Below are 23,959 nucleotides of genomic sequence, written 5' to 3' on the forward strand. Positions count from 1 at the left end.
TCGCCACACACTTCCATCCATTTGTCAAGTCCTTTTTTCTTTTGCATGCAAAAAAAGAGCGGGCTATCTTTTCGATAACCTGCTCTTTTCACGATATTTGGATCTGCGCCCTAACTTAATGACATTGGTCCGGAGGACTCCCTTTTTTTATAGAAAATAGATATCGACTTCCCCGTATACTCTGCCCTGGCACTATGCTTCACTCCATAGGACCCCAATATCCTAAAGCGAAGATGATTAGCCTTTAAGCGCAGCGATCCGATGAAAAGCCGGTTTTGGATCATGCTGTTCATCAAACAGGAATGGCCAATTTTTTCGCCCGCGCACTGGAAAATCGTTCAGCCAGGTATAGTCGTCCGCCGCTCCCCAAAAGGTCACGGAAGTAATCGCATCCCTGTATTCCTTCAGCAATCTGAAGATAGCTTCGTATCGCTCGGCCTGGAGCTCGAGCATTTCCGCCGTTGGCTCCGCCACATCGGTACGCTTGTCATCAAACCGGAACATCGACATATCCAGTTCAGTCAGCTGCAGCTGCAGACCGAGGCTGGCGTATTTGTCCATTGCCGCGCGAATGTCATCCAATGAAGGACTGTATAGATTCCAGTGGGCCTGCAGGCCGATGCCGTGAATAGGCACACCTTGATCCAGTAGCGACTTCACTAAAGTATAGATCTTATCGCGCTTCCCTGGATGAGATTCATTGTAATCGTTATAGAAGAGGGCTGCGCCTGGGTCGGCTTCATGCGCATATTCAAATGCCCGTGCAATGAATTCCGGTCCGGCAATATCCAGCCATTTCGAACGGCGCAGCAGGTCATCCCCTTCGTCCGCGATAACCTCGTTCACCACATCCCAAGCGTAAATCTCGCCTTTATAACGGCCTGCCACCGTGTGGATATGAGATTTCATCCTCTCGAGCAAGGTTGCCCGATCTACCGGGTTCCCCTGCTTATCTTCAAACAGCCAGCCAGTGGACTGGTTATGCCACACCAGGGTGTGTCCCCGCATAGCCATGCCGTGCTTCCGGGCAAACGCCGCTATTCGATCCGCCTCGTCGAATGTATAGGCCCCCTCTTCCGGCTGTACGCTGGCGAATTTCATTTCATTCTCCGCCGTAATGCTATTGAAATGATAAGCCAGCAATTCCTCCTGCGTCCGTATGGTCAGCGGGTTGACGGCAGCACCGATCCGAAAATCATCTGCAAAAATATCCTTCAATGCCGCTTCCGTACGTGTTCTATTCGTCAAAATAGCTTCCTCCTGACTGATGATTAGTCCAGGCATTGCATGCCCCAGTTCCGTTACTCTTTAACACTCCCTACGTTCAAACCGACGACGAAGTATTTCTGCATGAATGGATACACCAGCAGAATAGGCACGGAAGCCACAACCGTCACCGCAGCCCGAATCGATAAAGGCGTCACCATTTGCGTGGCTGCCCCCTGAGTCATGCCTGCCCCTGCAGCTACTGAAGGATTGTTATTAGCATTCATACTCGAGGATAACAGCTTCATCAGCTCGTATTGCAAGGTGCTTAGTTCCTGCCTAGAAGAGGTGTAAATAAAGGCATCAAACCAGGAGTTCCACGCCCCGACAGCAACAAACAATGCAATAGTGGCCAACACCGGCTTGCAGAGCGGGAAGATGATCTGCCAGAAAATTTTGAAATCACCGGCTCCATCGATCCTCGCCGACTCGACTAAGCTTTCGGAAATAGATCCGATATAGGTACGGATAACAATCATGTTAAACGCGCTGATCATTGAAGGGATTACGTACACCCAGAACGTGTTGATCAAGTGCAGGTCCTTCATCAGGAAGTAGCCTGGAATCAGACCGGCGTTAAAGTACATCGTCAGGATGAAAATGAAGGTAATCGGCTTGCGGAACACATATTCCCGCCGGCTCAGCGTGTAAGCCAGCATCGTGGTCAGGAACAGATTCAGCAAGGTCGAAAGCACCGTTCTGGCTACCGAAACCACAAATGCGTTATATATCGTTCCCGAAACGAAAACCGCCTTGTAGTTCTGCAAGGTGAATGCCCTTGGCCAAAGATATAATCCGCCACGGATCGTATCGCTCCCAGCATTAAAGGATACGACGATCGTGTTCAGAAATGGATACAAGGTGACGATGACCAAGATGATCATGAATATCGTGTTGAGTGTATGAAAGATGATCGGCTCTATCCGTCCTCTTCTTATACGTTTATTGACTGCCGCAGCAGTTGCTGGTCCTGGGGTGGTTGAATAATTTGCCATACTATAACAGCCTCTCTTCCCCTAGTCGTTTAGCCATCCAGTTTGCAAAGAGCAGCATGGTCACGCTAACAACCGTTTTAAATATACCAGCAGCAGTAGCTAGTGAGTAATTGCCTTGAGCAAGCCCGTATTTCAACACGAAAATATCTATGGTCTGCGACCAGTCGAGCACAAGGCCGTTGCCTAGCAGATATTGAACTTCAAAGCCGGCTTCGAGAATATGACCGATCGACATGATCAACAGAATAATAATCGTTGGTTTTATGCCCGGCAGCGTAATATGGAGCATTTTCCTATAACGGCTTGCTCCATCAATATCTGCGGCTTCGTATAGTGCGGGATCGATCGCGGACATGGCGGCCAAATAGATGATCGTATTCCAGCCGACTTCTTTCCACACATGCGATGCACCGACAATACCCCAGAAATACTTGCCTTCGCTGAGCCATTGAATGGGCTCTTTAATCAGATTCAGCTTAAGCAGGACGTCGTTGACAATTCCGTCTGAAGCTAGCGAGGTCGCTACAATTCCAGTTACGATAATCCAAGATAAAAAGTGCGGCAGATAGGATATCGTCTGCACGGTTCTTTTCCAAAATATTTTCTTGATTTCATTCAGCAATAAAGCCAATATGATCGCGGTTGTAAAGCCAAGAATTAGATTAATAATACTCATCGCAAGCGTATTTCGTAGTACCTGCAAAAAACTGTCGTCTTTAAACAAAAATTCGAAGTGTTTAAAACCTACCCATTTCTGATCACCGAAGCTGCGCGCCGGCTTATAGTCCTGGAAGGCCATGGTCCAACCCCAAATTGGAACATAGGCGAATAAAACAATGTAAGCCAGAAGTGGCACTGACATATAGATCAGCTGACTCTGGCTTTTAATGAGGGACCAGGTCATTTTCTTTTCTTTTTTAGACTTCCGGACGGTACGGTTTTTCGTTAATGTCTCATCCATAAGCGTTTTCTCCCCAAAACCTGTAATTGCGGAAGGTGGGAGACAAAAGCAAGTCCGCCCTCCACCTTCCGATTCAACCCCAATGCCTTATTTCACTGACCAGGTATCCGTTCTCCACTGCAATACTTCATTAATACGATCTTCATACGCCTTGATGTTCAGCTTGCCGATTTCGGACACATACTCGTTCCACACTTTATCGAATTCGCTTGGTTTGGCAAGAATGGCTTTCGGCAAATACTTCGTTGACAATTCATTTTGCTTCGTATTTACAATTTTCGCTTCGGATCCATCGACCAAGTCTATGGACCAAGCCGGATAAGCAATGTCATTCTCCGGTGCCTCACTAAAGAATTGAACCGGGCTGTCGAAGCCGTAAGCTTCAAGGAACTGCCTGTCATACGGTTTCAACCCAGCCTTGAATTCCTCAGGTTGAGCGGCTGCATCCGTGGAGTTCCCATCGGAGAAAAAACCTTCCATTTTCGGTGCAAATTTAACCCAAGCATCCGCTTTATTGCCCAATTTCCAGGTGCCGTCATTAAAATTATCGCGCTGCTCTTGCGTTTTCATGAAGCGGCCTTCCTCATTGACGTAGTAGTCCTCGTCTGGAATTCCCCAAAGGAGAATTTTCTGCCAGTCCTCTTCGATCAAGCGATCCATTAACTTAATAATCTTGACAGGATCCTTCGCGTTGACACTGATACCAAAACCGTTGTTGAGGTTCAGTGCCGGACGATCCTTGTAGTGATCCCTGATGCTTGTATCGTATACGAGAGGAAGACCGATATAAGTTCTTTCGAACCTCTCCTGTGTAATCAAAGATTCCTCAGCTTGTTGGAAATTCCAATGCTGGTCAAACATGCCGAGAACGGCGCCGCTTGAAATTTTGGCCATATACTGGTCAAAGTTTTGCGTAAATGCCTCTTTATCGACCAATCCGGCTGCATTCATTTCATTCAGCTTCTGATAGTACCGCTTCGCGTAATCCTTATCGGCAAAAATCTCCGCTTTGCCGTTTTCTACAACAACGCCGCCGTTATTCGGATGACCGATCAAATGCTGCGGAGCGTTGAACAATCCCCAGTTTCTCCAGTCATAGTTCAAGATCTCGAAACCAATGGTCGGGGTTCCGTCGATCGTTGGGTATTTCTCCTTGTACTTGGCGATCAAATCAAAGTATTCATCCAGCGTTTTGACTTGAGGATAACCTGCATCCTCCAATACCGCCTTTTGGATCCAGAAGGCCGGTCCTGCATACCAGTTGCTGACAGGGTCGCCGTTCAAAACGCCATAGTTCGGAAGAATATAAATATGACCGTCATCTGGGTCCTTCATCATATTCCAGTATCTTTCATAATGCTTTTTCAAGTTTGGAGCGTGTTCCTCAATCAAATCCTCTAGAGGGATATAAGCCCCTGCTGCAGTCAGCTTTGTATTTCCCGTCATCAGATCAGGATAGTCCGAGCCTGCAATCATAACGCCCAGCTTCTGATCAATGTCACCCGCCAAAAATTCAAATTTGAAGGAAGCACCGGTCTCTTCTTTAATCATCTTGTATATCTTGTTGTCTGGTGTTGGCTGTTGACCGGCCTCTCCAATAAAGACGCTGATTTCAAATGGTTCTACCTTACCGCCATTGTTCTCGCCCGCTGATTGCTCCGGAGTATTTTTGCCTCCACCCAACTTCGCGCCGCCGCTGCATCCTGACAGAATGACGCTGAGCGATAGTAGCAGGATCGTGCCGAGCCGAAACAACGATTTAGACTTACCCCCCATGTAAAAAAGCACCTCCGCAAATTTTTTAGCTACACAAGCCACTTTTTTGTAAGCCCTTTCATGTAACCTATCTTTATTTTAGAAGCGCTGTCAGAGCCGAACTATAGCACAATTAAAGGATTAACCCTAAAAATATTAGAACCTGCTGCTTTTATATTCGCTCGGCGACATCCGCATCCGGATTTCGAATTGCTTGAAAAACTGGCCATAATGGCTGTATCCGACTTGTTCGGCAATTTCGCTGTTCTTCAGCTCGCTCTGCTCGAGCAAGCGCACCGCCTCCTCGATTCGCAGATTATGCACAAGCTCGTTAAAGCTGATTCCGTTCCTCTTCAGCAGCAGCTGACCCAGATATGCTGGATGCATGTAGAAAATTTCGCCTAATTTCTTCACCGTGAGGCGCTCGCGGTAATGCTCGCGAATGTAATCGTTGATTTCCTGCACGATACCCTGTGATTGCTTGGATTGCTCCCGTAGAAGCAGCTCGATGCTATCCATTCCGAAGGCTTGCAGCAGCTCGAGCAAATCGTCCATTATAAGCACCGAATCCGATAAACCGGGAAGCCCGTATTTCTCGAGCAGCAGCTCTGTCTCCGGATCGCTCGTCTCTTTCAAGTACTCCATAATTCTCCACATGATGTGGATCACGATCTTCCTGACAATTTCCGGAGCCACGAAAATTTCCCGGAAGGTACGGGCTGCCGACTCAACCGTTTCCCTGAAGGCATCCTGATCCAGAAGCGAAACCGCGCCAATGATCCCTTCTGCCAGCTGCAGCTGGTCATAGTGGTAATTCAAAGGACGCTTGGCAATCTGCTCATACCTCAGAACGCGGTCGTACCCTGTGTCATAAAATTTATACATCATCGCTTCCTTCGCGGTACGGTAGCTATGGCCGATCTGCAGCAAGGTATTCCCGCCCTCGCCCGCGGCCATAAAGACGCGCTGCCCGGCATAAAGCTGCACCAGCTCCTGAAACAGCCGGTCTGCAGAACGCGCCTCTGCTTGACAACGTTCGCCATATACGATGCCGAAGCGGTTCATATCCAAATTGATTAAATACATCGCTTCTTCCTGATACAGCAGGGCAGCCGCCCTGCTCCGCAGCTCAGCAAACGCGGCTCCTTCTGTCTGCACGAGGCAGAAATTCCACGTCTCCCGTGCTTGCGATACGCGGTTTAGTACCGAGCATGCCGCCTGGTCCTGCGCCTGGTTCTGCAGCACATCCCTGATGCAGGTTACGATCTCCTCGTAAGACGCGATTTGGCTTAAACTCTGCCTCTCCTTCTCCTGTGCCAGCTCCTTATGGATTTCCGCCAATTCATCCAAAGCCTCTTCAGGAATGATCGGCTTCAACAAGTAACGATTGACGCCATAACGGAGCGCCTTCTGGGCATATTCAAAATCACTGTATCCGCTGAGAATAACGAAGCGGACATTGCGCGCACCCTCCGCTTGCCAGGCCGCAATCATTTCCAGTCCGTCCATAAGAGGCATATTGACGTCCGTTACGACCAAATCCGGCTGTAGCTCCCGGATCAGCCGTAGTCCTTCAATCCCGTTGCTCCCGGTTCCACACACCTCAAACCCGATGCCTGGCCAGTCGATCCATAGCTGCATCCCTTCCAGCGCACCGGGCTCATCGTCGATCAAGAGCACCTTGAAAGTCATATCGTTCCCTTCCCCCTTGGTTATGTATGATCTAGAAGCTTGAGCGGAATTTCATAACTTACCTCAGTTCCTTCATCAGGCCGGCTGACGATGTCAAAGCGCACCTGATCGTCGTAATACAGCTCCAGCCTGCGATACACGTTGCGAATGCCAATGCTCGTTCCCGAGGAGCTCTCGTTGCGCACGGCAAGAATGACCTCCCGCAGCTTGGCGGCCTCCATTCCCTTTCCATTATCCGCGATGACAACCCGCAGGCGGGCATCCTTCACCGTGGCGCTAATTCGTACTGTGCCCAACCCATCGATTGCCTGGATACCATGCTTGCAGGCGTTTTCAACGAGCGGCTGTATGCTCATTTTCGGAATTTTATAGCCTAGCGCTTCCTCCTCAATCTCGAACTGATAATCGAACTTTTCCCTAAAACGGAACTTCTCAATTTTCAAATACATTTCAATGAACACCAGCTCTTCCTCCAGGGATACGAGATCTTCCTTCCAGCTAAGCAGGCGCCGCAGCAGCTTTGACAGACTCTTAATAATATCAGTCACATCTGAGTAGTTGTTCTTCGTACAGACGACCAAAATCGCGTTAAGCGTATTGAACAAGAAATGGGGATTCATCTGGCTCTGCATAAAATTAAGCTCAGCACGAACACGTTCCATCTCCAGGTTCTTCTTCTGAATTTCCAGCTTGTATACGTTGTTGATCAGAGCGTTGATCTTGGCGGTCATCCCGTTAAAATTGCGGATCAACCCGCCGATTTCATCGCGCCCTTCGTCGATCTGGATCAGATCGAATTTCTCATTGGACACCTTCTGCATATGCCGGGACAGCCGCTTAACCCGATAGTTGTAAGACCTCAGCATGACATAGATAAACATGGTAGCCATCAAGGTGACAGCAGCAGCTATCGCGCCGATGAATAATCGCATATCGAGCATCGCCTTCGTAATCCGCGTGCCTTCCGCCATCCCGATCAGCCGCCAGCCCTTTACATACTTGGCCGTACCGATCGAAACCATATGCACATCCTCGTTGCTGTACTGCTCTGGAAGCCTGAATACAGTGTAGGGATCGACGCTGTTTCGCTGGTAGCCGCTTTGCGCCGACATAATGATCTGATTATGCTCATTGACCAGGTAGAGGTTCAGATAGTCCCTTTCCCGCACAATCACATCGTAAATTTTGCTTAAATCGATATCGATGCGAAGCAGCTTGTCGTACGTATCGAAATGATCGATGTAATCCATTTTCTCAATGACGCTTAAGTAGGGAGCCGTTAACGCCTTATCACTGCTGTCCGTCGCCTGATACGCCGTAACCAGCACTCGCTCGTTCGACTTCTTCCACAACTTATACCAGTCGCTGTTCTTCACTTCCTCGTTGATGACCTGATAATTCCCTCCGCTTACGATGGACTCATTATCCGTAAAAATCGTAATGCGCTGAATCTGGTTATTTACCGGCATATAGCTCGTTACCCGATGTCGAAGCTGTTCGTCAAACGCCGTATAGAAATCCAGCGGATCCTCGTATGTCTGATCCAGCATCTCGTACAGCGTCTTGTCCCTGCTCAAAGCATGACTAACAGCTACACCGCCATCAAGATAATCATGAATGTCCTTTCGGGCCCGCTCCAGCGAAATCTCAAGGTTCTGCTCCTCCCTTGACTTAATCAGATGGGACATGCGGTCCATGAATAAAAGATTCAAAAGGATAATCGGCAGAAGCACGCCAACAAAAAAAATGAGCAGAAACTTAAAGTTCAACGGGATATCGTTTACGATTTTTCTAAGCTTCCACTTTCTCTCAAGCATCTGCGGATCCTCCCTGTTCCGGAGCAGCCTTTGTCCCGGCATCCTGCTTGTAGGCTGAGGGCAGCATCCCCGTACTTAGCTTGAATTTATTAATAAAATAGTCCGTATTGGGGTACCCGACCTGCAGTGCAACATCGGAAATTTTCAGCTGTGTTCGCTTCAGCAGGCGCTTGGCTTCCTCAATCCGCTTCTCGTTCAAATAGGCATTAAACGATTGCCCTGTGTTCTTCTTGAACAATTGCCCCAAATAAGTCGCATTCATATGAAACTGCCGGGCCAGCTCCTGAAGCTGCAGCTTGCTGCGGAACTCCCGGTCCACGTACTGAATGACATGGAATATCGTGTTGGATTCATTCTCCCGTTTAAGCTCGTTTAACCGGGAGGCCCCGCGGACACATAACTGCAGTACGTATCGCTCAATCATGCTATAGTCCGCCAGTTCTCCCAAGAAGCCATACCCGTTCTGAAGCTCTTCCATCAGCCTGTCCGGGTCTCCGCCCAGTTCAGCGATCCGCTCGAAAATGATCCATTCCAGATTCACGACATAGGCCTTAGTCAGCTCAATATCCGGCACACGGCAGGCAAAAGAAGCGATGAATTCCCTGGCGCAGCTGTCGATGTCCTCGACATGCCCAGCCATGACAGCATCTAACAGCTGATCGAGCTTCTCTTTATGGGCCTCAAATTTCGTTGCTCCCTGATAATCGCCGCAAAAATAAAACAGGCCGTCTCTGCCCTGGCCGCGCTTCACCTGCACCACTTGAGCCGCCTGCCTGTACAGTTCCCTGATCGATCCGATGCCGCAGCCTTTGCTGCTGATCGCCACCAGGACGGGTTCCCCGGAGCTGACGGATACGTGCTTATGCAGCTCCATAGCGGCTTCCTCCACCCGGCCTGGGAGGCATTCCGATGGAACGAGCAGACCTGTTCTGCCCGAGGAATCCTGAAAAGCATGAACCCTTTCGTCAGGAAATGACGAGGCGACCCAGGCGTTCAAATCCACAGTCATCGGGGCGGCATCAACCAGAAGACACTGCAATTCCGATTCCTCCCGAATTTTCATTGCACTGGCCGCCTGCTGCCACAGGCGTTCGCCGGACTCGCCCTGGATCAAACGGTTAATGATATTGTTTACGATGAAGGCCTGCTGCTTCCTCTGACTTTGCTCCGCGGCCCGTTCCTCCTGAAGACTGGCATTCAGCTTGACCAGCAGACTATATATATCTTCATCATCGATCGGCTTGAGCAAATATTCCGCGACCTTCTGCCGCATGGCGATGCGCGCATAGTCAAAATCATCGTAACCGCTCAGCACGACGAATTTCGGAGGCTTCGGCAGCAGCCGGTTACACTGCTCAATCAGCTCAAGGCCGCTCAGGTTCGGCATATTGATGTCCGTGATCACCAGCTCGGGGCGATGATCCTGTATCATTCGGAGCGCCTCGCTGCCGCTTAGCGCTTCTCCGCAAATGTGAAAGCCGTATCGTTCCCAGGCAATCATCGTTTTTAGCCCTTCCAAAACCAAGGGCTCATCGTCTACCAGCAATACGTTCAGCATATAAATCCGCCTCCTCAGTTAATTCCCACGCGAATTGAAAGCGCATTCATGAATAGTAATGTCTTGACTGCTTTCTAAGATACTTAAGTAAGGCTGATTCTATCAAAGGAGGAATAAAAAAGAAACATCCAGAATTGATTACCGGTATACTATTCTCATTAATCAAAGGATAGGCCAATTTAAAAGAGAGGGGCTGCTAAGATGTTCAGCACTGCATTGATTCATAAATTCGATACCGAGGAGAAGGTCGTTGCGTTTACTTTTGACGATGGTCCGAATCCTGTGTACACTCCGCAAATTCTGGATATTTTTCGGGAAGCTGGCGCCCAGGCCAAGGCGACCTTCTTCATGATCGGCCGCCAGATTGAACAGCATCCTGATCTTGCGCGCACCGTGTACAACCAAGGCCATGAGATCGGCAATCATACTTACACGCATCCTTATTTATCAAAACTGAGCGCAGAGGAATGTGCCGAAGAAATTATCCGGACAGAGCGATTAATTCAGGAGATGATCGGCGTCAAACCACTGACCTTTCGGCCTCCTTACTTTGATTACAACGAACAAGCGGCGGAATTGCTTGGCAGCCAGGGGTATATACTGGCTGGCGCGGTAAACGGCGAAGCCATGGATTGGGAGCAGCCGGGAGTAGACCATATTGTCGAGAAGACGAGGGAAAGTCTGTCTCCAGGCAGCGTGCTGCTCTTTCACGATGGCTTCGGAGACCGCTCGCAAACCGTAGATGCCGTGCGGATCCTCGTGGCAGAGCTGGTAGCGGAGGGTTACCGATTCGTCACCATCAGTGAATTAATCAAGCTATCCTCCCCGGCCAAGAAAGTGTAACCTGTACAAGGGAGCCGCATCTCTTGCAGCATGCAGCTCCCTTTCTTCTTCAACTTATTCGGCTGAATCTGGTTTGCCATTATTTTTGAACCGATAAATTAAAAATTTCTCCTTCTTATGGGCCGCACCAGGGACGTTTACTTTAGTGATCAATTGAAAAGGGGTGTGCATCTGAAGGAACTGTTTGTATTCCGCCACGGGGTAGTAAAGGATAATGTCGACCATCCGCGGCTCCTCTTGAATCGATTGTAAAATATTGTAAACCACTTGTTTGAAGATCTCAATGGAAAAAGGGTTGAAAAAGTAAAAGATATTGTCCGTCCCTTTCACTTCATATTGCTCGGCGAGCCCATATTTCAAGCGGATTGGTGCGCTGATATGCCTGGCCTGCGACCTGTAGCTCCCCTTGTTATGAAGGGCCTCCTCATACGTCTTCTCATGTACTTCGATGCCTGTGACGGGAATATGGAACTTATTGTGAATATAAAATGGCACCCGCCCGCGTCCGCAGCCGAAGTCGACAACGCGGTCCGTCTTATTCAGTTTATACACTTGAAACAACCTATCTAGCGCCTTGTAGGGTGTTGCCTCGTAACGATGATAGCAATTCGTCCCGTTCCGCCATTCCCTCATGCCGACCGTCCTGACCCGCAGAGATTGATCGTATTTTCTTTCAGCCATAGATAAATTCCTCATTTTCATGTATTGTCGTTGTCTTGTGATCCCCCATCATACTCAACCTGCAAGTCACTTGCAACGACTCCTCATTAACTTTCAAAAAGTTGTTGAATACGCAAAAAAAAGAGAGGCGAGCCCCTCCTTACTTCAGAAGAATTTGTTTATATTTCTCGTACCATGTCTTCCATTCTTCATAGCGTCCTTCTACAGCCTGTCCATCCATCAATTTCTGGATGACGTTCAGGCATACATGCCATCCGGCCAGATCCTTCGGAGTATGGTCCGTAATTTCGCTTAGCTTCTCGACAAGAACGAGGCGGCACCCGCCCGCCTCCGGATATAGCTCGAAACGCACCTGGTCCTCGCCGCCCCATGCATATTCCAGTACAGATTCTGGTTCGAACTCGGTAATCTTGAGCTCCTCGAACGTTCCGTCCTGCATATCGAACTTGACTGCTCCTCCTTCACGGAGATCGTCGATCCGCAGCTCCGGGAACCACTGGCCCAGTTTGTCGTTCTCCGTCAACCAGGACCAGACCTCCTGATCGGAATGCGCGAGCCGACGTTCGAAACACGCGGTATATCCCTGCCGGGCTTGCCGGATGTCTGCTAACAATGATATTCCTCCTCATTAAGCGGCGCTGCGTGCCGCAATGGCATATCCCATATTATACAACGCAGCGCCCCGGTTATGCCCCGATTCTATTTACGATCCAGAAGCCGCAGTATAACTGTTACCGCTTCAGCGCGGGTCGCCGTCTCCAGCGGCGCAAAGCGATTGCTGTCGCGGCCGGAGATCAGCCCCTGCTCCTGCATTGCAGCCACAGCCCCTTTCGCCCATGCTGGAATTTCCTTATCGTCAGCAAAGCCGGTTACAGCCTCCACAGCCGGCTTCAGTCCAGCCGCTCTGGCGAGCATTGACATCATTTCGGCGCGGGTGACCTCCCTGCTTGGCCGGAAGCTGCCGTCCTCGTAACCGCTGATGATGCCTGCCTGCAGGGCTTGAACGATAGCATTCTGCGCCCATGGACGGATACTGTCGCGATCGCTGAAATTAAGCCCCGAAGCCGCCGCCTCACTCCCGCTTAGCTTCAGTCCCTTGGTAAGCATAACAGCGAATTCAGCACGAGTAACCGCTCCATTCGGCTTGAACGATCCATCAGGATAGCCGTTTACAATGCCTCTAGCGACGGCTTCCCGAATGCGGTCTTCCGCCCAATGTCCCGCCGTATCAGCGAAGTTATTGGAGGCTAGCTTAGATGGATCGCTGGTTGGATCCCCATTTCCGCCATTTTGCTCTGGCGAGGAATTGCTAGAGTCTTCCTCCGGCTGCGCGCTGCCAGTAACTCCGGTGCTGCCTGTTCCTGTGTTGCTGCCCGAACTGCCGCCGGAACTGCTTCCTGGAGTGCCACCGGAATTGCCTCCACCTGGAGTACCACCACCAGAGTCTCCGCCTCCGGTGTCTCCGCCGCCAGGGCCGCCTTCTCCAGGATTGCCCTCCTGAAAGCCGATGAATTTCAAGAAATCGCCCCAGATGACATTGCCTTCTGCGTCCCGATCATAGTTAACGACCGGGTCAAGGCTGGCAAAGTTAGCATCGGTCAACTCCTGGCCCGACTTGTTCTTGGAGATCTTGCCGTCAAACATGTAGTTGTTATCCGCAGCAAGCGCTGCCGGATAGCTATCCTTTGCGATATCGACCGTCCGGTAGGACAGGAAGCCGTCGATCGTGAAGTCCGGCGTAATATGCGAATACGTCGTAAAGCTCAAGTTCCCTCCGTCATTGTTAAAGCCGATGTTGTTGATCGCAATGACGCCAGGATTGCTGTTGCTGGTGAAACCGTAGGCCCCGTTGCCGAAGGCGATGGAATTGCGGATCACATGCGGTACATGAATACCTTCACCGCCCAGCTTGAAGCCGTTCTTATCGCCCGCGCCTACGGTACCATCGGTCAAAAATCCGTTGTTAAACGCAGCGCTGTTCTCAATCACCACCGCCCCGATCGCGCCTGTTCCCGCCTTGGCATACAAATCCCAGCCATCGTCAATATTGTTATGGGACAAGCAGCCCCTGAACACGTTTCCGACACCTGATGTCAGCTTGGCTGCAAAGCCGTCGGCATTGTTGTCGGACGGATCGCGGTTATCAAACGCCGTGCTGTTGAGAATCAGGTTGTAGGACGGCCAGTCCGCCAGCTCCTGAGCGCTCATATCCGTACGGCTGATTTGCAGCCCTGTGTCTCCATTGGCGTAGAACCTGCTGTTCTCCACGATATTGTGGCTGCCCCCCACGGTAAAGCCCTTGGTGTTGCCTGCGGATCGGGTGAAGTCCAGCCCTTTGACATGCCAGTAATCCCCGCTCAGGACAACGCCCTCTGTTTTCTTATCGAAATCGATAACAGGTCTCGCCCCATCCGCTGCCACCAAATACTTCATCGCGCCGGGTTTCCCGTCGTTGTACTTCTTGATTTCGATTTTGGAGCTGCGCACATAGCGGCCATCCTGCAGTACGATGCGCTGGCCCGCCTTTACGAAATCGATCGCCGTATCGATATCCAGCGGACGCTCAGCTGTGCCGTCGCCGCTGTTCTTACCGGCCGGGGAGACGATAATGTCTTTGCCGGCCGCATACTCCCTCACCACGACCGTGAAATTCCGGATGATTTTGTCATAAGAGGTCAATTTCTGTGTATCATCCGGGACAAACATGATGCTGAAATTCGTATCGCTTTGCGCCGCCAGTGCGGCCGAAGCCGTCAAGCGCTGATGCGCGTTTACAGCAGCATCCTGCAGAATGACCGTCTGTCCTTGCTTAACCGTAACCGTCCCATCTACATTTGGCCGCAGCACCAGCTCATAATCGGTTTCCGGCGTCTTCTCGAGAGACAGCACCTCAAGCCGCGGCTCCAATGGTTCTGCTGGCGGCACCACTCTTGGCGCATCCGTATCCGCTGCGGTAACGGCCAGCTCCACATTGCTGACGACGATCGTCGCAACCCGTGCCACATAGAAGCCCACATACATTTTGGAATCCTGTACATTTAAAATATCCGGCGTGAAAATAATCTCCTCTTGCCCGTTGTTCAGCTTGCCGGTAAAACCGCTATTCGTCTTGGCCAGCGTCAGGCGGTACGGCGCTGCCGGATGGGTATTGGTCGCCGCTGGGCGCTCATTCTTCAGCATAATCTTCTGAATGCCCTGGCTGCCTGCGCCGTCAGGCGTCTCAACACCTGTGCGCACGAACAGCTGCGTGCCGTTATCATCCCGCGTACCGCCGCTATAGCCACCAATGGCTGCAATATTAGAAGCGAATACGCTGGTGTTGCCTTGCGCCCCAATAGCGTCCCTTGCCATCAGCCCAAACGACTCCTGGCCGTCGTGCGGATTTTTGGCATAGGATACGACCTGAATGTCCGCTGACAATACGAAGTTGTCCTGAGCCGCATCCAGCTCGGTGTAGTAGTACGTAATTCCATCATGGTCTCCGGTCACTTTACCTCCATCCGAAGCTACAAGTTCAATCGAACCGTCATCATGGATCGTAACATAGTTGTTCTTAGCCGAAGTGGATTGGCCAAAATGAGTGAACTTCCACTCAGGCGCCAGCTTCTCCCGCACCGTCACCTGATATGTGACCGGACTAATCGTCGTGTCAGCAGGAATCACGCCAATCTCATAGGTTCCTGCCGTCTGTCCGTCAAACCGGGAGGTATCGAGTGTAAAGTCCGCCAGCTCCTCCCTGTCGCCGTTATCAAACACCTTCGAGACCTGTAAGCCCGTATGTTCGAAAGCATCGCCACGATCAAAAGTGGTCTTCGGATAATTCGTCACTTCGATCCCGACCAGCTCTTTCACCTTCACCGTCACCGGAATAGAAGCCGTTAACCCCTTGTGGTGCAAAGTAACGCGCTTCTGACCCGGGGTAGCGGTATCCAGGGAGGATGCCGTATATTCGCCCCTCATCAGCCGTACTTCCGAACCGTCGCTATACTTGGCGTACAGCAGGAGTCCATCCAAATCCAAGACGTCGCCGATAAAATAAACCGTCTGCTCCGGCTGCTGCCTGACCTCCAGCTCCATCAGCGCCGCTGCCTTCACCGTCACATCAAAAGACGTTTTCACTCCCGGTGTCTCTTCGGACATGATCGCTACCTCCATGTTTCCTGGCTGAATGAACGTATACGGCGACTGCTCTGTAACCTTCTGTCCCCCAATGGACAACGAGTACTGGTCGTTCGTCAGCTCCGCCGTCTTGAAGCCGTTATTATATTCCGCCCGAACCACAAGGCCTTCCGGGTCAAAAACATCACCCAAGTAGTAAACCGTTTTAGCTGGATAGTATTTCACCGCCAGCGAAGTGACCGTTAGCGGGACGATTTGCAGCGGAACCGTCGTCGATGCGCCGTTATAGTGGATCGTAATCACATTTGTCCCCATCTGGCTGCTGTCAAAGCCCGTAACGATATACTCGCCTTGCGGCAATATCTCCTCGCTGCCGTCAGAATATTGCGCTGTTACCGCAAGCCCCGTCAAATCGAGGCTCTCGCCCACCAAATATGACGTTTGCATTGCCCTCGCATCGGCGAGCAATGCACTCACCGTTCTGTTCTCCACCCGAAAATGGATGTCGCTGAAGGCGACCGTCGTATCCCGGGCCGCATATACCCCCGCAAAAAGTGTATCCATGAACATGTCCGGCAGCGTCAACGTTTCGGTCTCTTGATTAACGCTTAGCAAGTAGGTCGCTCCCGATTTTTTGATGCGTAGATCATATACTTCACCCGCGGCAGGCGCAGGAACACCAGACAGCGGGGACAGCTTCGTTTGAGCCCCCTGGCTCTTGTAGAAGCCTTTCATTACCGTATCCAATGCACCGATGGCGACATAGTTGGAAGTCATCGGGCCGGTATCGCCATGGGCGCCCACGCTGTCTCGAAGCATCAGGCCAAACGACTTCTGGTTCGGCGTACTAATGCCGCTGTCGCTGTTGAACGATACTACCCTGGCCTTCGCACTAAGCTCGAAATTGGCCGCAGCCGGCAGCTCCTTAAAGTAAAAGGACATGCCCTCATCGCCGCTCGCTATTTTCCCGCCATACGTCGCTAGCGTTACCGACGTTTCGCTTTGCTCCAGGGGACGCGGATTCTTGGCATCGCTCGTATTACCGCCGAAGGCGCTGAACTGCCAATCGCCGAGCTCGACAGATCCTTCCACGCTTAGCTTGACATCCTTGAAGGTCACTGCCGCATTCCGGGCGGTATATAATCCAGCATAACGGATATCCCCGGTGAAATCCGTAATGGCTGCCGTTTCATCGCCGATTTTCACGACGTACAGGCTGCCTGATTTCTTAATGCTCAGCCGGTATTCCTCGCCAGGCGCCGGTGAAGCGGCTGAGGCAAAGGCCTCTATCTTCTGCAGACCGCCCGCCCGTGATTTGTGAAGCGCTTTCATTTTCTGGTCCAAAGCACCCGCGGCGACGTAATCCCCGGTAAAGGTTCCATCATTCTCGTTGTCCAGTACATTGCTGCGAAGCATCAAGCCAAACGACACCTGGTTATGGGCCGTCCAGGCGTCCACCTGTGCCGTAGCTGTCAGCTCAAAGTCGGCATTCGGCGCCACTTCCTTGAAGTAATAAGCAATCCCTTCCGTGCTGCTCGAAATTTTGCCTCTGTCATTCGAGCTGCGAAGCGTTACCGTGCCTGTGGCATTTTCAGCAATTTCGAAATTAGCGGGCGTAATCTTATCTGCTCCGCCTACATCCCCAAAAATGCTGCCCCGCCAATCACTCGTAATTTGAATCAAACCGGCAGACGGATCGCTGCCCTGTGCCGCACCAACCGTCAAAGGAAAAGAAGAAAAAATCAGCAAACATGATACAATTACAGCCACATACCGTTGTAGTTTTCTCAAATCGCCATACTCTCCTTTGTTCAAATTTTGGTCAAGCTGCGGTTCACCCTCCGTAGATAAACTAATTTAGTAAATTTATCTCTCCTACCTAATTTATGATTCTATACTAATTCCATCTATTTGTCGCCCTAAAATTAGCAGATTCAGACAGAAAAAACCGCAATCTTCCCGGTTGAAAGACCTTGAGGCTTGCTTCCCCAAGGTCAAAAGTTTACAGTCTCATCTTAACAATAGATACTGCTTCTTCAACGTACTCTCTTAGTTCGATAAGTGTCCTACACGTTTTTTGAAATACTGGACTTTCCCAATCAAAATCCTCGATTGCCACAACTCGGAAATGTCCATCTTTGGACAACGAAGGAAACCATCCTACGTCAACGATAAACTTGTCAGCATAATTGACTTGAAATAAATCCTCCTTCAAATTGTCGACTTGACTTTCTAAAGATTTATTAGGGTCGATTTGCATATCGTCATAGACGATTCCTCCCGGTTCAAACTGAATTTTTCCAAACATACGCATCTTCCTACTTCAATAGTTTTTTATACTCGGCTTCAGTAATAACGTGCAGCTACCTGTCCGTCTCTGTTCAAGAGTGCAAGCGGGCTGCCCAAAGCATCGTCCAGGTAGAACAACGTCTCTGGCGCCGTATTGCCTGCGGCTCCGCTGGCTCCCAGTGTTGGCTCCCAATTGTTGCTGGTGTCTGCACTTGGCAGATAGCTCATGCTGATTCGCTCTTCGCCTGCCCCGTATACGTAGGATTGTTTCCATTTTGTACCGCTAGCATCCGTTGCGAACAATGGCTGAGGCAAGGAAGTTGTAATATCATTCGTGAAATAGATTTCACTTTGCTGCTTCTTGTATTGTGGTTCCCAGCCAATACGCGATCCTGCTGGGTGCTCTAACAAGTAGCTGTCCTGGATATTACCGCTGCCTATCGTAACTCCCATATAGACCCGGTTATCATCCCCGTCATAGCGATATACCGTTTTATCCCCGGAAGGATTGATATGATTGACCAGTCGATTAGCCGCATCCCAGCCATACGTCTCTAGCACCCGTGGTCCAGCTAAGGCCGCTGCCGAAGGACTGAACAGCAAATCTGCCCCATACACTTGATCTGTAACTGCCATCTGATCAGGTGCAATATTCGCTAGAGGGTCAAAGTCAAAACTCGTGGCAGGGATAGCCCCAACTTGATTCGTCATGGCCGTCCCCTGCGCACGGGCATCCTTAGACCATGGAACGCACCCTACTGACAGCAGCACCACCAGAAACAACAGCAATATTTACTTCCCGCCTACATATCGTTGGCGATTGAATCCAACCTGCCTTTTTTTCATTAGTCCACCCTCCTCACATAGGTTTAATCCGCTTGCAAGTTCAATATAGCAATCGGAGGAATTTTCCCGAGTTAGAGGATTTGCGTGAATCAGGTTGATTTTTTATTGAAAAAATAAACACTCTCCGAAGAATATCTATCCTCTTTTCGGATGACTTTCTATCTTTTAACTATCCCATAGTCGTTTACCCCGGAAATAAATGGTACACAACTAATCCTGTTTGTCCTCGTCCAACTATATGAACATACCAAACAACAAGGTGATGGACATATGAAAAAAAATCAAAACCTGCTGCTGCTCGTGCTTGCAGCGTCGCTGCTGTATGCCGCTCCTGCGCAGGCAGAGGCGGGCGCGCCCGCTCAGGCCGCTAGCCAGACGCAGGGTCAAGTTCAATCCCAGGCTCAGACGGATTACAAGCCGATCGCCATTTATCTAGACGGCCGCAAGCTTGAGCCTGAAACGCATCCGCTGATCGTGGACGGTACGGTACTCGTCCCGATGCGCGGGCTTTTTGAGGCGCAAGGCGCCGAGCTGGTCTGGAACGGTGCCAGCAAGACCCTTAGGGCAACCAAAGACGATCTGACACTCACCTACCGGGTAGGAGAGGCCTCCGCCGACCTCAACGGCAAACCGGTGAACCTGTCTGTACCCGGACGGATTTCAGATGGTTATACTTTAGTGCCGCTGCGGTTCGTCAGCGAAACACTTGGCAGCACGGTAAAATGGACCCCGGAGACAAGAACGGTTCAAATTTCCTCCCCCGTGAATTATGAGACGACGGTTCTCTGGGGCGTGAATCTGCGCAGCCGGCCAGACACCGGAGAAGGCTCCGCTACAGGGGAACTGCTTCCTGCCGGCAAGAAAGTTCATATCATCCGCGAGGTCGATGCCCTTTGGCTGGAGGTGCGCACCGAGGATCAGAAACACGGCTACATCTCAGCTAAGCCAAAATATACCGATTATAAGAGCCCTTCACTTATAGAACGGCAAGGGGAGGCCCTGATTGCTTATGGCAAGCAATACTGGGGCACGCCGTATGAATTCGGAGCTGCGCCCGACCAGACGAATACGTTTGACTGCTCTTCGTTCGTGAAGCGCGTCTTCCAGGATACGCTGGGCATTGAGCTTCCCCGGGTATCCTATAACCAGGCGAAGGCCGGCCAGGAAGTCGGAATCGACGAACTGCGTCCCGGAGACCTGCTGTTCTTCAGCTCGCGCGGTTTAGACATTGGACATGTCGGAATTTATGCAGGAGACAACCAGATCCTGCATACATATTCGAAGAAGCTGGGCGTGCATATCGGAGAGTTCTCCGGCCAGTGGAAGGAACGATTTGTAACGGCTCGCCGGGTGTTTTAAACGAAAAGGAGCAGCTCTATATGAGCTGCTCCTTCTATTTATCCGGTCAGAATGAGATATAATCATTAGCAAGTCTTTCATTCTTAATATTGTTTAACAGGAATAATATTTTTATTGCATGTTAGATTTTGTTATATATCCCTATATAACAAAAATTATAATTAAAAAACCTGTTATTTCAAACATTAAAATTCTTAAGCTGATGTTATTTCATTGACGAACGAAACCTGTAAGGATATTATTTTTGTATTAATATAACAAACCTTATAACATATCAAAGAAAAATATAACAAAAATTCACGTTTTATCATGGTCATTTCTATTTCCGCACCCCTTTTCATCAAAGGGGTTGTTTTTATAGGGCTTTCTGAAGACCAGGGGGGCAGAACATATGAATTTTATCAGATTGCTAAATGACATCAAGCTGAGGAGAAAGCTGTCTTTGACCTTTATCACCGTTGCCGTCGTCCCGCTCCTGATCAGCGGGATATTTCTGACGGGCAAGCTGCGGGAAATTATGATAGCGGATGCTTTTGAACAGGCTACGGATAACGTAGAGCGAGTTCGGAAACGAACGGAGGAAGTCATCAAGGTACCGCTGGACATTTCCTATCAGCTCTCTAACGACAGCCGGATGAAATCCGTGGCAAGCCGCAGTTATGACAGCTATATCGAGGTCATTCAGACCTACCGCCAATATTCTGATATCCGGGATTACATTCGGTTATATAAAGAGGTTAAAGGCATCCGGCTTTATACGCCCAACCCGACCATGCTGAATAACTGGGAATTCATGCAGCCCGATGATCAGACCGAGCAGGCAGAGTGGTATAAGATGGCGCTGAGCAAAAAGGGGCTTGCCGGTTGGGGATACATCGAGGATGAACGGGACCGAGCGAAATACCTGAGTCTAGTACGAAAAATCAACTTGAACGAGCCTGGTCAGGATAGTGTACTTGTCATCAACGTCAATACGGCGCTGCTCAATTCCATTCTATCTCAAGAATCGTTCTCTACCATGATCGTAGATGATCATAACAATATCGTGGCAGCCAACCGTCCAGATTTGTATGGAAAGAACCTCGCCGAAGTACATACCGGGGATGGCATCCTGCAGCAAAGTGAAGGCAGCTTCGATGCCGATATTGATGGGAAACGTTCCAAAGTCGTTATTTCCAGTCTAGTTCCGGAGACTAGCTGGAATGGGCTGCGCGTCATTTCCGTGTTTACAGTATCGGACATCGTCCAGGACGCGAACGAGGTTATCCGGCTGGCCACGCTCGTAATTGCAGGCTCTTTGATCATTGCCGTGCTGCTTGTCTATGCCTCAGCATCCCTTATCACGAGCAGACTGCTGCGACTAAGCAAACATATGTCCAGAGTAGGTACCGGATCAGGCCACTGGGATACTTATCTTGACCTGGACGGCAAGGATGAGATCGGACAGCTCTCCAGGCAATTTAACGCTCTTGTCCAACGGATTAGTCAGCTGATGCTGGAAGTCGAAGTGAGTAATCAGCAAAAGCGGCGGCTGGAGCAAAAGCAAAGTGAGATCAAATTTAAAATGCTAGCGAGTCAGATCAACCCCCATTTCCTGTTCAATACGCTGGAATCGATTCGTATGGAGGCGCATCTCCGAGGGGAAGAGGATTTGGCGGAGGCGGTCTGGCAGCTCAGCAGTCTGATCCGCAATAGTCTTGAGGTTGGCAACGGCAAGATTCGGCTTTCCGATGAATTGAATATGGTACGCTGCTATTTGGAACTGCAAAAGTTCCGGTATGAAGACAGGCTTCTGTATAAACTGGAGATTGCGCAAGGCACTGAAGATATTGAGCTTCCGCCACTGATGATCCAGCCGCTGGTGGAGAATTCGATTATTCACGGGCTCGACCACAAGGAGGAAGGATCAACACGGATTACCATTCGGACCAAGCTTGGTGAGGATGGCGAGGTATGCGTAGAAATCCAAGACGACGGGGCAGGAATCCCGGCATGGAAGCTGGAGGAATTGCAGCAACAGTTGAAGGAACAGGAATCGGAGGAGGCCGGGGGACGGATTGGGCTCCGCAACGTGCATGATCGCCTGCAGCTTACTTACGGTCATGCTTCCGGGCTTTCGATTGATAGCGAAGAGGGTGAAGGCACTAGAATTACATTTTGCATACCGAGGGGGAACGAGATCGAATGTTTACAGTAATGATTGTTGATGATGAGCCGAAACTTCGCCTGGGGCTGCAATCCTTGATTCCGTGGCAGGAGTTAGGGTACGAGATCATGGCAACGGCAGCCAATGGAAGCGAGGCTCTTCGTGTTGGGGAAGAGCAGATTCCCGATGTGATGCTGGTCGATATCCGCATGCCTGGCATGGATGGGCTGCAGCTTCTTCAGGAAATCCGCCGTCGCGGCTGGGACACACATGCTGTCGTACTGAGCGGATACGCCGATTTCGAGTACGCCCGCGAGGCGCTCCAATATGGTGTTGAAGGTTATCTGCTTAAACCTGTCAACAAAGAAGAACTATCCACTCTGCTTCGGAAGCTTCACGGGCAGATTTCCGCCGAACGGCTGAAGAAGCGGGTGCATCAGGAAGCAAAATCACAGGAGTGGGCGGTGTATTCCCTGCTGTCCGGTTCACATGATTTGGTAAACGTTTCCATAGATGAGCTGGCTGAATCGTTAGGAATGGATTGGCCGAAATATCAGATTGTGCTGATCGCTTTTCCAGGTCTGCATCCAGAAGAGGATGAGCGCATCCGCAGTTTCCGGGAGCGTCTAGTTACAGCGTACGCAGCGGATAGCCAAGGCGTTGTTCTCTATTTTGCCCCTTATACAGTTCTGCTTCTCGCTAATACGCTGGATGGCGAATTAGGACGGGCCAATCTATACAGAGAACTACAAATGCTGTCTGGAGAGATCCGTTCCCAAATGGATGTGGCCGCAGGTGAAACGGTTCTGGCGCTGGATCAGATCCCAAATTCCTTCCGTACTGCCCGCTCCCTGCTCGAACGAAGCTTTTTCTATGACAAAGGCAGAGTGTTAACATTGGAGACTCCAGAGAGCTATCGCCAGACGGCCTCCTGTTCTAAGGACGAATCCCTGCTGGACGGAGAAGAGGTGTCCTTTCGCCTCTATTATTTGGTTGATGTCGGACATGCGGGGGCCATCCATTCCTTGCTGGACGAGGCAGCTGGGCTTATGGCGGTTAACGGGAAAGGAGAAACAGAGATTCGTGAACAATTCTTCTATCTCGCCAATGAAACGCTGCGAAAAATCTCCCCCCGCCTCTGGTCGGAGTCCATTTATCCAGGGGAACCAGCCCAATTCCTGGCGGGTATTTACAATCAGCGCTTTATCCGGGATCTTGTCAGCTATGTAACCGCTGTTATGGAAAGGCTGGCCCGCTGCGCAGATTATACCAGCCGGGACAATGAAATGAAACGCTTGCTGGATTTCATTGAGCGGCATCACTGCGAAAATTTGCGGTTGGAAACGCTGGCAGGACTGTTCAATTATAGCAGTTCCTATCTGGGTCAGCTTTTCAAAAACCACACAGGAGAATATTTCAACGCCTATCTCGACAGAGTTCGGATTGGCAAAGCGAAGGAACTGCTAACCCAAGGGTGGAAGGTATATGAGGTGGCAGAAAAGGTAGGATATTCGAACGTAAATTACTTTCACAATAAATTTAAAAAGCTAGAGGGGCAGTCGCCCTCCTCATACCAGAAAAAAAGTGTAAGAGATGAATATTTATTGTGAAAATTTATGATTGTTTCTGAAA

At 50.3% G+C, this 23,959-nt stretch carries 16 protein-coding genes; 4 read left to right on the top strand and 12 right to left on the bottom strand.

Annotation, left to right across the window (positions count from 1 at the left end; translation table 11 throughout):
- Window positions 1-237 precede the first annotated feature (237 nt).
- The 7 genes from GNP95_RS24255 to GNP95_RS24285 all read right to left on the bottom strand — a co-directional run bounded on the left by GNP95_RS24255 (window position 238) and on the right by GNP95_RS24285 (window position 10,044).
- The gene (locus GNP95_RS24255; RefSeq protein ID WP_155613393.1) at window positions 238-1,248 is read right to left on the bottom strand and encodes an endo-1,4-beta-xylanase; all 1,011 of its coding nucleotides are present in this window, start codon (window positions 1,246-1,248) and stop codon (window positions 238-240) included.
- 53 nt (window positions 1,249-1,301) lie between these two features.
- A complete protein-coding gene (locus tag GNP95_RS24260) occupies window positions 1,302-2,261 on the bottom strand; it encodes a carbohydrate ABC transporter permease (protein ID WP_155613394.1) in 960 nt (319 codons plus the stop codon).
- A gap of 1 nt (window position 2,262) precedes the next feature.
- Window positions 2,263-3,222, bottom strand: coding sequence for an ABC transporter permease (locus GNP95_RS24265; RefSeq protein ID WP_155613395.1), 960 nt, complete (start codon window positions 3,220-3,222; stop codon window positions 2,263-2,265).
- Between the two features lie 87 nt (window positions 3,223-3,309).
- Window positions 3,310-4,998 carry an extracellular solute-binding protein gene (locus GNP95_RS24270; RefSeq protein ID WP_155613396.1) on the bottom strand — a complete coding sequence of 563 codons (1,689 nt, stop codon included), beginning with the start codon at window positions 4,996-4,998 and terminating at the stop codon, window positions 3,310-3,312.
- A gap of 135 nt (window positions 4,999-5,133) precedes the next feature.
- Window positions 5,134-6,669, bottom strand: coding sequence for a response regulator transcription factor (locus GNP95_RS24275; RefSeq protein ID WP_155613397.1), 1,536 nt, complete (start codon window positions 6,667-6,669; stop codon window positions 5,134-5,136).
- A 20-nt stretch (window positions 6,670-6,689) separates the two neighbouring features.
- The gene (locus GNP95_RS24280) at window positions 6,690-8,486 is read right to left on the bottom strand and encodes a sensor histidine kinase (RefSeq protein WP_155613398.1); all 1,797 of its coding nucleotides are present in this window, start codon (window positions 8,484-8,486) and stop codon (window positions 6,690-6,692) included.
- Window positions 8,479-10,044 (bottom strand): response regulator transcription factor, encoded by a 1,566-nt coding sequence (locus GNP95_RS24285; RefSeq protein ID WP_155613399.1) that lies wholly within the window; start codon window positions 10,042-10,044, stop codon window positions 8,479-8,481. Before GNP95_RS24285 ends, GNP95_RS24280 begins: the two co-directional genes overlap by 8 nt.
- Before the next feature lie 201 nt (window positions 10,045-10,245).
- Here GNP95_RS24285 and GNP95_RS24290 point away from each other — a divergent pair, with 201 nt between their 5' ends.
- Entirely contained in the window at window positions 10,246-10,887 is a 642-nt protein-coding gene (locus GNP95_RS24290) for a polysaccharide deacetylase family protein (protein ID WP_155613400.1), read from the top strand.
- Between the two features lie 54 nt (window positions 10,888-10,941).
- Here GNP95_RS24290 and GNP95_RS24295 read toward each other — a convergent pair whose 3' ends face one another.
- The 5 genes from GNP95_RS24295 to GNP95_RS24315 form a co-directional block, all read right to left on the bottom strand.
- Window positions 10,942-11,568, bottom strand: a complete 627-nt coding sequence (locus tag GNP95_RS24295) for an SAM-dependent methyltransferase (RefSeq protein ID WP_155613401.1) — start codon at window positions 11,566-11,568, stop codon at window positions 10,942-10,944.
- Between the two features lie 139 nt (window positions 11,569-11,707).
- Entirely contained in the window at window positions 11,708-12,181 is a 474-nt protein-coding gene (locus tag GNP95_RS24300) for an SRPBCC family protein (RefSeq protein ID WP_155613402.1), read from the bottom strand.
- Window positions 12,182-12,267: 86 nt separating this feature from the next.
- The gene (locus GNP95_RS24305) at window positions 12,268-17,478 is read right to left on the bottom strand and encodes a bacterial Ig-like domain-containing protein (protein WP_155613403.1); all 5,211 of its coding nucleotides are present in this window, start codon (window positions 17,476-17,478) and stop codon (window positions 12,268-12,270) included.
- Window positions 17,479-17,689: 211 nt separating this feature from the next.
- Window positions 17,690-17,995 (bottom strand): hypothetical protein, encoded by a 306-nt coding sequence (locus tag GNP95_RS24310; RefSeq protein ID WP_155613404.1) that lies wholly within the window; start codon window positions 17,993-17,995, stop codon window positions 17,690-17,692.
- A 38-nt stretch (window positions 17,996-18,033) separates the two neighbouring features.
- Entirely contained in the window at window positions 18,034-18,765 is a 732-nt protein-coding gene (locus GNP95_RS24315) for an RHS repeat domain-containing protein (RefSeq protein WP_230873987.1), read from the bottom strand.
- A 327-nt stretch (window positions 18,766-19,092) separates the two neighbouring features.
- On the opposite strand from GNP95_RS24315, the gene GNP95_RS24320 reads away from it, so the two are divergent.
- The 3 genes from GNP95_RS24320 to GNP95_RS24330 all read left to right on the top strand — a co-directional run bounded on the left by GNP95_RS24320 (window position 19,093) and on the right by GNP95_RS24330 (window position 23,937).
- Complete coding sequence (locus tag GNP95_RS24320) at window positions 19,093-20,181, top strand: stalk domain-containing protein (RefSeq protein WP_155613405.1); 1,089 nt, start codon at window positions 19,093-19,095, stop codon at window positions 20,179-20,181.
- A gap of 391 nt (window positions 20,182-20,572) precedes the next feature.
- A complete protein-coding gene (locus GNP95_RS24325; RefSeq protein ID WP_155613406.1) occupies window positions 20,573-22,378 on the top strand; it encodes a sensor histidine kinase in 1,806 nt (601 codons plus the stop codon).
- A complete protein-coding gene (locus GNP95_RS24330; RefSeq protein ID WP_155613407.1) occupies window positions 22,366-23,937 on the top strand; it encodes a response regulator transcription factor in 1,572 nt (523 codons plus the stop codon). Before GNP95_RS24325 ends, GNP95_RS24330 begins: the two co-directional genes overlap by 13 nt.
- The last annotated feature ends 22 nt before the right edge of the window (window positions 23,938-23,959 follow it).

Origin of the sequence: Paenibacillus woosongensis, assembly GCF_009725165.1 — a bacterium.
GTDB lineage: Bacteria > Bacillota > Bacilli > Paenibacillales > Paenibacillaceae > Fontibacillus > Fontibacillus woosongensis.